General features: G+C 60.1%; 8 protein-coding genes. 4 read left to right on the top strand and 4 right to left on the bottom strand.

Translation table 11 applies throughout. The features are described 5' to 3' along the window. Positions 1–388: 388 nt before the first annotated feature. Positions 389–706, top strand: coding sequence for a DUF6968 family protein (locus LQ953_RS10660; protein WP_231030843.1), 318 nt, complete (start codon positions 389–391; stop codon positions 704–706). Between the two features lie 119 nt (positions 707–825). On the opposite strand, the gene LQ953_RS10655 is transcribed toward LQ953_RS10660, so the two are convergent. The 4 genes from LQ953_RS10655 to LQ953_RS10640 form a co-directional block, all read right to left on the bottom strand. Further along, entirely contained in the window at positions 826–1,029 is a 204-nt protein-coding gene (locus LQ953_RS10655) for a hypothetical protein (protein ID WP_231030842.1), read from the bottom strand. A 250-nt stretch (positions 1,030–1,279) separates the two neighbouring features. Continuing rightward, positions 1,280–3,217 carry a BCCT family transporter gene (locus tag LQ953_RS10650; protein WP_231030866.1) on the bottom strand — a complete coding sequence of 646 codons (1,938 nt, stop codon included), beginning with the start codon at positions 3,215–3,217 and terminating at the stop codon, positions 1,280–1,282. A 1,453-nt stretch (positions 3,218–4,670) separates the two neighbouring features. Further along, the gene (locus LQ953_RS10645) at positions 4,671–4,943 is read right to left on the bottom strand and encodes a hypothetical protein (protein ID WP_231030839.1); all 273 of its coding nucleotides are present in this window, start codon (positions 4,941–4,943) and stop codon (positions 4,671–4,673) included. 205 nt (positions 4,944–5,148) lie between these two features. Then, positions 5,149–5,964: an APH(3')-I family aminoglycoside O-phosphotransferase gene (locus LQ953_RS10640; RefSeq protein WP_443026569.1), complete on the bottom strand. Its 816-nt coding sequence runs from the start codon at positions 5,962–5,964 to the stop codon at positions 5,149–5,151. A gap of 388 nt (positions 5,965–6,352) precedes the next feature. Between LQ953_RS10640 and LQ953_RS10635 the strand changes: the two genes are divergently transcribed. The 3 genes from LQ953_RS10635 (at position 6,353) to LQ953_RS10625 (ending at position 10,602) form a co-directional block, all read left to right on the top strand. Continuing rightward, positions 6,353–8,668 carry a TonB-dependent receptor gene (locus LQ953_RS10635; protein ID WP_231030835.1) on the top strand — a complete coding sequence of 772 codons (2,316 nt, stop codon included), beginning with the start codon at positions 6,353–6,355 and terminating at the stop codon, positions 8,666–8,668. A 566-nt stretch (positions 8,669–9,234) separates the two neighbouring features. After that, the gene (locus LQ953_RS10630; RefSeq protein WP_231030834.1) at positions 9,235–9,441 is read left to right on the top strand and encodes a hypothetical protein; all 207 of its coding nucleotides are present in this window, start codon (positions 9,235–9,237) and stop codon (positions 9,439–9,441) included. A 531-nt stretch (positions 9,442–9,972) separates the two neighbouring features. After that, a complete protein-coding gene (locus LQ953_RS10625) occupies positions 9,973–10,602 on the top strand; it encodes a TMEM175 family protein (protein ID WP_231030832.1) in 630 nt (209 codons plus the stop codon).

Raw genomic sequence — 10,602 nt, 5'->3', positions numbered from 1 at the left:
CAAATCCTGTCCCCGCAACCAACAAAAAGCCCGCAAGTCACATGACTTAGCGGGCTTTTTAGCGTTCGGCGCTCTCGCTGCAGAACGGGATGTAAGCACTCCCGAAGCAAGAGAGCGCGTAATCCTGCGTATGATGCGGGTGGCGGCAGCTTTGCGCTATATAAGCACCCATCGGCAACCTATTCTGGGGGTCTTGGAAGCGGACGGTCAGCTTTTGGACCCTGCTACGGCGGCTGAGGTCAGCTCTTGGGTGGTTTGCGGACAGGCAGCTTACAGGAAGCCGAAGCATGATAGCTGCCGTTCCGGATCGCGAACGTGCGAACGGCAGCTAACGACCCAATAGCAGACATTGTCGTGCGTGCTTAAACAACGGTCGAGGAGGAGCCACATGATCGACGATATGATTTGCCGACGTGTTTTCCGAATTGACTGGCATGAGGCGGAATGCCGTTTCTACAGGCCAGAGGAGGAGCGCGGCAGCTTCTTCTGCCGCGTTCAAATCGACTGGCCGGAAGGCACAAAGACCAAGAGGGCTGGCGGCGTGGACGAAGTGCAAGCACTCCTGCTCGGGATGATGCTGGCGCACACAGACCTACTGGCTGCGCGAAGCATGGACGGCAGGGCAGTCGAGTGGCTCGATGACAGGAGCCTTGGCCTTCCCGTGCCGCCCAATCTCCGAGATTGTGACCCCGACAATCGTATGTGATGACAACCGATGTCCGCTTCCTATCCAGTTGCGGACGTTCAGCGTCCTGGCGTCGATGATCGTGCGGGAACGTCCGAGATTGGGTGGGAAGCGGCCGCTCGCCCGAGTTGCTCAGGCGCCTAGCTGCGGTTCCGAAAAGAAAATGCGGTAGCAAGTGCGAGCACCGTGAGAGCGATGAGCATAATCGTCACGAACGTCGCGTTCTTGCTTGCACCGCAGGCCTGAGGCGTCACATCCGTCCTGCAGTCACCAAACATCGAAACGAAGAATGCGACAGGCGTAATCAGCGCGAGCCACAAGGCGACGTTCAGCAGGCGCTTCATAGGCCATCTATCGTTCAAGCGAACAACGTCCGCAACTGAGGCGAAAGCCGCCTGTCTGCTTCTGGCGTCCGCTTTGCCGATCAGGACGGCTGAGATTGGGTGGTTCGCTGTCCGGCAGCTTTCGCGCGGCGAGACGGCGTAAGCGGACGTTTTTACATGAAGCTCACAACGGCAGCGATGCGTCTAAATCCTGTCGTTCAGCCTTCGCGGAGGTGATCCTGAAGGCAGCCGCTCGTTGCCCGGCGCACGCTTATGTCATGCGCCGAGTATGGCGGAACCGAGCGTAGCGGTTGAGCAGATCGTTGATTATCTGCTCGTTCGAATAGCCTGTCACGTCGTGTGGCTGGTCACTTTCGGACGAATGGGCCACTGCGCGGTAATGGAGGCGCACCCGCTCAGGTGCGGTGCGCGGCTCCGCCCATGCGAAGCTCGCCGCTCGAAAACCGCGCGCGCGCACGCCATAGCGGAACTCACCTCGATCATCGTGGGGAACCCTGAGTTCGACGTGCTCCCCCTCCTGAATAAGATCAGGTGAGAAACCGCTCTCGCGCATCTGTGCCGCCACGGCTTCGAGCGCCGGCTTGGCTGTTTCCGAAAGGAAGGCTTCTACTTCGCTCTTGTCGTGGAAACGAGTGATGGTGGCGAGGCGTTGCTGCCAACTCAACGCCGTATCAGTGGCCGAAACGGCACTCACTACCGATAGATCCATTGCTTCCTTGCCCTCGGTCTGGAGCGCGCGCAGCAAGCCATAACAAATGAACACCATCACAACCGCGAATGGCAGCGCGCTAGCGATGGCTGCGGTCTGGAGTGCCTGGAGACCGCCAGCCACCAACAGGACCGCCGCAACACCACCCGCGCACACCGCCCAGAAGACGCGCTGCCACACAGGCGGGTTCTCCGCCGCGCCCGAGGTGATCATGTCAATGACGAGAGCCCCAGAGTCCGCAGATGTTACGAAGAAGGTGATGATCAGGAGCGTCGCGACACCGGAAACGACAACCGAAAGCGGCAGCTGCTCGAGCGTCTCGAACAGGGCTACCGGAAGGTTATTGGCAACCGTGTCGGCGATACTCGCAGTGCCGTTCAGATCGATCGCGATCGCCGTGTTGCCAAACACCGTCATCCACAAGAACGTGAAGAGAGTTGGCACCAGCAGCACGCCGCCGACGAACTGCCGGATCGTGCGGCCGCGTGAGATGCGCGCAATGAACATGCCGACAAATGGCGACCAGGCAATCCACCAGCCCCAGTAGAACAACGTCCAGTTTCCTAGCCAAGGATTGGGTTCATAGGCGTATAGCCGGAAGGTGCGCTGGACGACTTCGCTGAGGTACGTGCCGACATTCTGGATGAACGCTTGCAGGAGAAACACGGTGGATCCCGCAACCAGCACGAAAGCTAGCATCAACCCGGCGAGGATGATGTTCAGTTCCGACAAGCGCTTCACGCCCCTATCCAGCCCCAAGACGACTGACAGTGTTGCCATGCCCGTAATCGCGACGATTAAGACAAGCTGCACGAGCGTGTTGCTCGGGAGACCGAACAGGTAACTGAAGCCTGCATTGACCTGGAGCACGCCGAGCCCGAGCGATGTCGCAACGCCAAACATTGTGCCGAGAACCGCGAAGATGTCGACGGCATGGCCAATTGGACCATAGATGCGATCACCGATCAGCGGGTAGAGCGCCGACCGGATGGTGAGCGGCAGACCGCGCCGAAAGGCAAAATAGGCAAGCGCCAGGCCGACGACAATGTAGATGGCCCACGCGTGCAGCCCCCAGTGGAAAAAGGTCAGCACCATCGCTTGGCGGGCAGATTCGATCGTCCGACCTTCGCCAACCGGTGGCAGCGCATAATGCTGGATCGGTTCGGCAACGCCGAAGAAAATGAGGCCTATTCCCATGCCGGCGCTGAACAGCATCGCGAACCAAGAAAGGTAGCTGTAGTCGGGTTCACTGTCGTCCGGGCCGAGTTTTACATCGCCGTACCGACTGAACATCAGGAACAGGACGAACACCAGAAAGCCCGCCACCGCCGCGATATAAAACCAGCCGAAGTCCGCAACGATCAATGCTTGAGCTTCCGCGAACACACTGCTTGCTAGCTCGGGTGCAAGGGCACCGAAGAGCGCGAAGGCAAGGATCAGCCCGGCCGAGACGAAGAAGACCGGAGGGTTGATCTCCATCCTACGATTCGCGCCTGGTTCTGCCGCCTCATTCATTACCGGTTCGCTCAACTCACCTCCTTTTAGCAGCCAAGGTTTTTTCTCAAAAACCGAACGTGGCGAAACGTCGTCGGTTGCCACCCCTTGCTGACCCAAGCGCTTCCGCTATGGCAGCCGTCAGTCCGCATCCGGCCCAGTTTTGCCCGCGCCTGGTTGCCTGAACGCGCGTCCGCTTTAGACAAGCCGGGATCCGGTCCTGAGCGTCTGCAACTGGGGCGGAAGCGGACAGGATGCTTTCAGGGTCTGATTTGCCGATCAGGAACGTCTGAGAGTGGGTGGATAGTTGCCTGTCCGGTTTCGGGAGAAGACTGGCGTAAGCGGACATCTGTTCAAGAGTGGACGGGAACGCCGCCTTAGCATCCTGGTTCTTCCCCCCGAGACCGACAGAACGCTTCATCCGCTGCGATAGCCTTCTCCCGATCAACGACAAGGAAGCGTAGCTGGCTCTCAGCCGCAATTAGTACTCGGTCCACCTCAGCCCTAGCTCCCAACGTGGATGCCGCTCGGCGTGCTTCCTTCCGCGTTGTCGACCTCAGGCCAGCGCACCGTTTCAGAATTGCGGCCACAATTTGCTCTCGCTCAGTTCGCTCCTGAGGCAGACTTTCTCCTGTCTCCTTGGCGAGCGGATCAAGGAGGCAGCTAGAATACGCGACAAGGGCGCGGGTCGCTGCCCGCGGCAGTTGGGTGGCAGGCGAACTCTGCGTTGCAAGGATCACCATCAGCGTCAGCGCGGTCATCATATGCTCCCCGAAGCCGTCCTGAACTGCCGAAGGTCATCTCCAATGAGGTATGAAGGCTTCACTGACTGTCGGCAACTGACTGGCGCTTGGCATAGGCGGAAGTTGGGTGATTTGTGGTCAGTCCGCTTTGAGGCGACAGAGGCGGAAAGCAGACGTCAAACCACCGCTGGTTCACCCGCTGAATTTGCTTCTACATACCAGACGAAGCACATCGCGTCGCGAGGATCACCTCCGCTCGCAGCGAATTCGTCTAAGTACCGGTCGAAAGCAGACTGGCCCTCGGTTAGGAAATCGAACCGCCGTTGAAGGTCCTCGAATTGGGACAGGGCGGTAACGGCTGTTCGCTCGACCTGTTCTTCCCACGGGAGGTCCGGTGGAATGACCTTCAGCGTGTCGACCTCAATCCAGTAAAGTTCACATGTGCCTCCGTTTGGAAAGCGAAACTGAAGCTGACCTCCAATGCTGACAAGCTTTGCCAACCGAGCTGCTTCGACAACCAAGGGTATATCGGCAGGCGGCCATGCCCATTCGTTTCCGCGTAGCGTGCCACGCGCGCGGACATCTTGAGGCAGCAAGCTTTCTGACTGGGTACACATTCGGCGAACATCACAGATAAGCTGGTCGTCCACAAACGGGATCGGAGCTACCGCGGCCGAACGGCCAACAATGGTGCCTTAGCGGACGGCACGGTTCTCACGGCGAGAGCGCCAGCGGCGAAACAAAAGGGCGCTCCAGATCAGTGGGGTGAGCAACGCCATCCAGGCGAAAAGTCTCAGAAAAAGCCTTGCATCAAGTGTAAATAGGTCGCGGACGATTAAGCTTATCGACAAGAGCTTACCACCTGAGAGCCCGACACCTAAAAGGGTAATCGGAAAAACCGTAATCATGAAGATGGCTAAGAGCGCCAACCGTGCTCCAAGGCTGGTCGATTGAGCTTGGGTAGTCATTACCGCCACCTTCCACGATCTGTTGGTCGCCCAAAAGGAGGCGTTGCAACGATGGCTGGTTTGTCTGAACGAGTGGCGGGTTTCGGGTCACGCAGCATCACGAATGACGGGGATTGGGGCGGAAGCGAACAGGCGGCTTTCGGCGAGTAGACGGGGGTAGCCGCCTTCCCCGACAAGGATGATTGGTTGAGAATGCTCCCGTGCTTCAGAACATCTCGTCCAGCAGCAAGTGGAACTGGAGCTTGCGGTCGTCCGCAACGGCGATGCCGTACTGCTCGAGGAACCGGTCTTGCAGCGATACGCCGAACTCCCCGAGGTTGTTCCACAATATGGCGAGGTCCTGATAGCGGTCAGCGATGCCGACCTTTCCGGCATCGATGCAACCGACTACCTCGCCATCGAGCATCAGGATGTTGTCGAGCGAGAAGTCGCCGTGTGTGACAACGGGGTCGGAGGGGATCGGCAGCAGACGCTGCATGGCTCCCCACACCTGTTCCGCCGTCCAGCCTTCGTGCTTGTCGTCAAACTCATCTTCCTCGACCAGGCCCGCTTCGATGCGCTCCCGCGCCCGTGCGAGCCGGTAGGCGTGATCGCCAGTGAAAGGACATGCGCTGATTGGGATCGCATGGAGGCGGCGCAGGAACATCGCCAAAGCATCGACGACCCCGATGCGGGTATTAGGATGCGCCTCCAGGAGTTGGTGTGCGGTATGTCCGGGTATCGCCGTCATCAACAACCAAGCCTCGTTCTGGTCGAAGACGAACCCTTCGACAGCCGGGACGGGCATATGCCTCGCCAACCAACGCAATCTGACCATCTCGTCCGCTATGTCACCAGCGGTGGAGCCTTGGCCATGCTTCAGGAAAAGGTCAGGCGCGCCGACTTTGCCGTGCAGCCGGTAAACGGTCCCGCCTGACTCTCCGATGTTATCCCGAGCCCATTCATACCCGATCAGGGGCAAGGACATGCTCGCCGGCGTTGGAATGGCTGCACATGCTTCTTCCCGATCCGTATCCATCACACGCCTACCTTTCAACGACCGGTTATGACGGTCAAAAAGGGCTGATGGTAGGGCCGCTATTAAAGCGGTAGCGGGCGAAATCTCTTCACTCGCGGATTGTCCATGCCGCGCCCGATTGCCGGGCCTACACTCCTGTTCGACTGAAACGCAATTTCGTTTTGCTGCAATTTCGCTCTCTCGTTGACCGACATCAAGAGCGCGCCCCATCGCTTGGCAAACGTCCTTCCCCATCTGCTCGCGACCGCAGTCATAGTCACATTGCCATAACATTCCGGGCCTAGCGCCCCGGCCGTACACAAGAAGCGGCTCAAGGTGTCGCGCCATAGCCTTTCGGTTCAGGAAGCGGGCGCTGCAACGTCACCTTGATCGTGCAAAAATGGGGAATGCAATGAAATTGATGTTGGTTCGCCGGGCGCTGCTGTCCGGTGCAGCGCTTGCTGTTGCCCTCAGCGCCGAGAATGCCCATGCTCAGGACACCGGCGCGGCCGGAAGCGCCGAGGAGACTCAAGCCAGCGACATCGTCGTCACTGCGCAACGCCGCGAAGAGCGATTGGTGGATGTACCAGTCTCTGTGGCAGTCGTGCGTGGCCAGCAGTTGCGCGACTTCCAGGCCGCGGGTGATGACACGCTCGCGCTCGCTGGCCGAGTGTCTGGCTTGTATGCTGAAACCACCACCGGCCGCATCTTCCCGCGCTTCTACATCCGCGGTCTGGGCAACATCGACTTCTACCTCGGCGCTTCTCAGCCCGTCTCCATCATCCAGGACGACGTCGTGCTTGAGCATGTCGTCCTTAAATCCAACCCGGTCTACGATCTTGACCGCGTGGAAGTGCTGCGCGGTCCGCAAGGCTCGTTGTTCGGGCGCAACACCACCGCCGGCATCATCAAGTTCGACACGATCCGCCCGAGCGACACGTTCGAGGGCCGGGCGTCGGCGTCGGTCGGCACCTATGCCAGCAGCAACATCGATGCGGGCTTTGGCGGGCCGATCGTCAGCGATCTGCTGTCCTTCCGCGTCTCGGGCCTCTACCAGCACCGGGATGGCTGGGTGGACAACAGCTATACCGGCCCGTCCTTTGACGGCACTCGCGGCGGCTACAACGTCATGGGCGGCTTTGATGACCGCAACCTGCGCCTTCAGCTGCGCCTCACCCCCAGCGACCGGCTGACGGTGGACCTGTCGGGGCATGGCCGCTGGTATGAGGGCACCTCCACCATCTTCCATCGCGGCGCGCTGGTCCGCGGATCGAACAGCGTCGAGAACGAACCGCGCGACCGTGTCGCGCTGGACGAGGCGATGAACAACCCGCAGGCATATGACACCTACGGCGCGTCGGGTCGTATCAGCTATGATTTTGGCGGCGTCGTGCTGACTTCGATCTCGGCGTGGGAAACGACCAAGGGCTATAGCCGCGGTGACACCGATGGCGGCGCCGCGACGCTGTTCGCCGGCCCAGCCTATTACGGCGAGTCGCAGGGCAACATCCGTGACCTCGACCAGTTCAGCCAGGAACTGCGTCTGGCCAGCCCCGGCACCGGCCGCTTCAATTGGCAGTTCGGCGGCTATTATTTCGACAGCCGCGACATCACCGATTTCTACCAGCGCCGCTTCTTCCTCACCACGCCGTTCAGCCCGACCAACGCGAACAGCAACAACCCCAACAACTGGGTGCGGCTGCGCAACACCAACACCAGCTGGGCGGGCTCCGGCCAGGTCAGCTACGCGCTGACCGACAGCTTCACCCTGACCGGCGGCGCGCGGATCACCAACGACACCAAGCGCACGCGTCTGCTCAAGACGGCGGACAGCGGCACCGGCCAGGTGACCTATACAGGCCGCCGGGACGTCGAGCTCGACGACACGCGGGACAGCTGGGATGTCAGCGCGCTGTACAAGCTGAACCCCGATGTGAGCGTTTATGCCCGCGTGGCGAGCGGCTTCCGCGGCCCGACGATCCAGGGCCGCTCGGCAGTGTTCAACTCGGACTTCACCACCGCGGATTCCGAAACGAGCCTGTCGTGGGAAGCCGGCATCAAGGGTTCGGCGCTCGATAACCGGATGCGCTTCAACCTGAACGGCTTCTACTACACGGTCGACAACATCCAGCTGAACGCCAATGACGTGAACGGCAACGGTGTGCTGCTCAACGCCGACAAGGCCGAGGCTTATGGCGTCGAGGCGGAGCTGGACTTGCGACCGATCGATAGCTTCGCCCTTTCGCTCGGCGGCAGCTGGCTGCACACCGAGATCAAGGACGATGCCGCACTGGCGCAGGTGTGCGTACTCGGCGGCGCGGTGGTGTGCACCGTCACCGATCCGATCGTGAACATCCCGGGCCGTGGCGCCTTCGCCCGCATCGATGGCAATCGCCTGCCGAATGCGCCGGAGTACAACTTCAACGTGGCCGCGCGGTATGACCTGCCCGTGCAAAACGACGGAAAGTTCTTCATCGCGACCGACTGGAACATCCAGGGCTTCACGAACTTCGTGTTGTACGACACCGAGGAGTTCAACGCGAAGGGCAACTTCGAAGGCGGCCTAAAGATCGGCTATGCAGGTGGTAACGGCAATTGGGAGATCGCGGCGTTCGCGCGCAATATCACCAACGAAAAGAACCTGAAGGGCGTGCTGGAGAACTACATGGCCGCCGTGTTCAACGATCCCCGGATCATCGGCGTGTCCTTCAACGGCAGAATGCGATGAGGAAGTGCATAGGCTCCTCCCTGCTCGCAGGGAGGAGCCTATGCATCCTTCCCGACGCATGATTTAATTTATCATACCAGTCGCGACGCTTTGTTCAATCTGCCCGTTGAATGACCGAGTTTGAGGCGAAAGCTGCCGTTCGTTTCGATCTGCGCCGGGCGCCTCGCCACATTGAGGCTATCCGCAATTCCGGCTCCTCGCCAACAACGTTTAGCCGCAATAGAAAGGCCAGGGTGACGTCAGGCAGGGTGGGCTCGCTTCACCCGCTCTACGATGGCATTGAAACGCAGCTGCGATCTATCTTCGGCGCGATTGAGGTCGTCAAATACCGGCTCAGGGATGGCGGTAAGCACCGTCTTCCACATCCGCGTCGATCGCGATGCATATGAGCGCATCGCTGCCGCCTGCCCCCTAGTATCGCATGGCTTCTGTCTCTCTGGGCAATGGGCAGGGAGCCGGCGACAATATGGGTGTCGTTACCTGCTGGCAGCCGCCCGATGCATTTGAGGGCGTGCGCGTCGATCACCTGCGCCGGGTGCAGCAAAGAGTTGCGTGCGGCACCTATCGTGAAAGCTCCCAGTCGCCTGATTGGGGTGGGGCACCTCGTCGGAGAGATCCTCGACGTCGATCCAACCACGAAGCCGGGTAAGGCACGCCTTCGGCGGATCATTGGTGAGTGGATCGGCAACGGCGCTCTCCGCATCATCGAGGGCAAGGACGACCGGCGCAAGACCGTCAAGTTCGTGACCGCCGGCGAGCCGGCGCTCGGTTGATGCTCCACCACGTTGAGGTGGAGCGGAGCACACCGGAGCAATGGAACACCTGGCTCTGCTCCACCACCACCCCTTTAGGGGTGTGGGGTGGAGCGGAGCAGCAGGAGGCCAGTGCAGGTGGAGCACTGGAGAGCTTTAGGAAGCCCACTCAGGCTGATGGAAGACGACCTCTCGCTGGGCTGCGGTGCCCCGGAACGGTGCGGTGCCGCGGAGGCTGAAATTATGATCGTGTGGCGCAGCAGCAGATTTGCTGCACTAGCTTGTGGCCCCAGAGCTGGGAATGCTTCGGTGCAGGTGAGGGGCTGTACGGCGGCTTCGGCACATAGCTAGTGGCGAGCTGATACACCCAAGCAAATTCGGAGTCAGAGGATCTCACCTTGAAATCCGATGACGAGCTTGAGGGCGGTGGTTAAGGTCGAACGATCAGCGGAGGTGGAAAGCCGAACTCCGCCGCAATTACTACTGGGGGGTGGATATGCTGATTGTTGATTATGATCGTCGAGGGTGCACGGCAGGACGGATTTCGCCGCAATGAGGGACGCCGCGCACAGCTCGGAACGCGACCGGCAGCAGCTTGAACGGCTAACTTTTTTCTCTGATGCGGTGTTCGCGATCGCAATGACGCTGCTGGTCGTCGAGGTGAAGCTGCCGCACTTGCACCAGGTGAGTGGGCCGGAACTTGGACGGGCGCTGTTAAGCCTAATACCCAACTATATCGGGTTTCTGGTAAGTTTCCTCGTGCTTGGCCGGTTTTGGCTGGTGCACCATGAAGTCATGGGGTTGCTACGTGCGAGCAATAAGCGGCTGACGGCAGTCAACCTGCTGTTGTTGCTTGCGGTGGCGTTCATGCCGTTTCCGGCAGCGGTTATCAGCGAGTACGTGCAACTGCGGGTTGGAATAGGCTTCTACACCGGATGGCTGATCGTGCTGGGCCTCCTAAACCGCCAGCTGATCCGCAGCATCGTCGCCTCACCGGAGCTGCTCGACGCAGGCCTGACGACGGATGACATGCGTCCGATTTTGCGGCGGAGTTGGATCTCGATCGCGATTGGCGTGTGCGCTTTCGTCAGCGGCATGGTCACGTGGGTAGCGGCACTCGTGGTGCTGACGTTGGGTAGCCCTCTGATCACCTTCGTCATCGGGGCGCTACGCAACGCGTAA

The organism is Sphingomonas sp. IC-56, assembly GCF_021043375.1.
In the GTDB taxonomy this organism is placed as follows: domain Bacteria; phylum Pseudomonadota; class Alphaproteobacteria; order Sphingomonadales; family Sphingomonadaceae; genus Sphingomonas.
The sequence above is the reverse complement of the archived record's forward strand: the minus strand, read 5'-3'. Positions and strand labels throughout refer to the sequence as shown.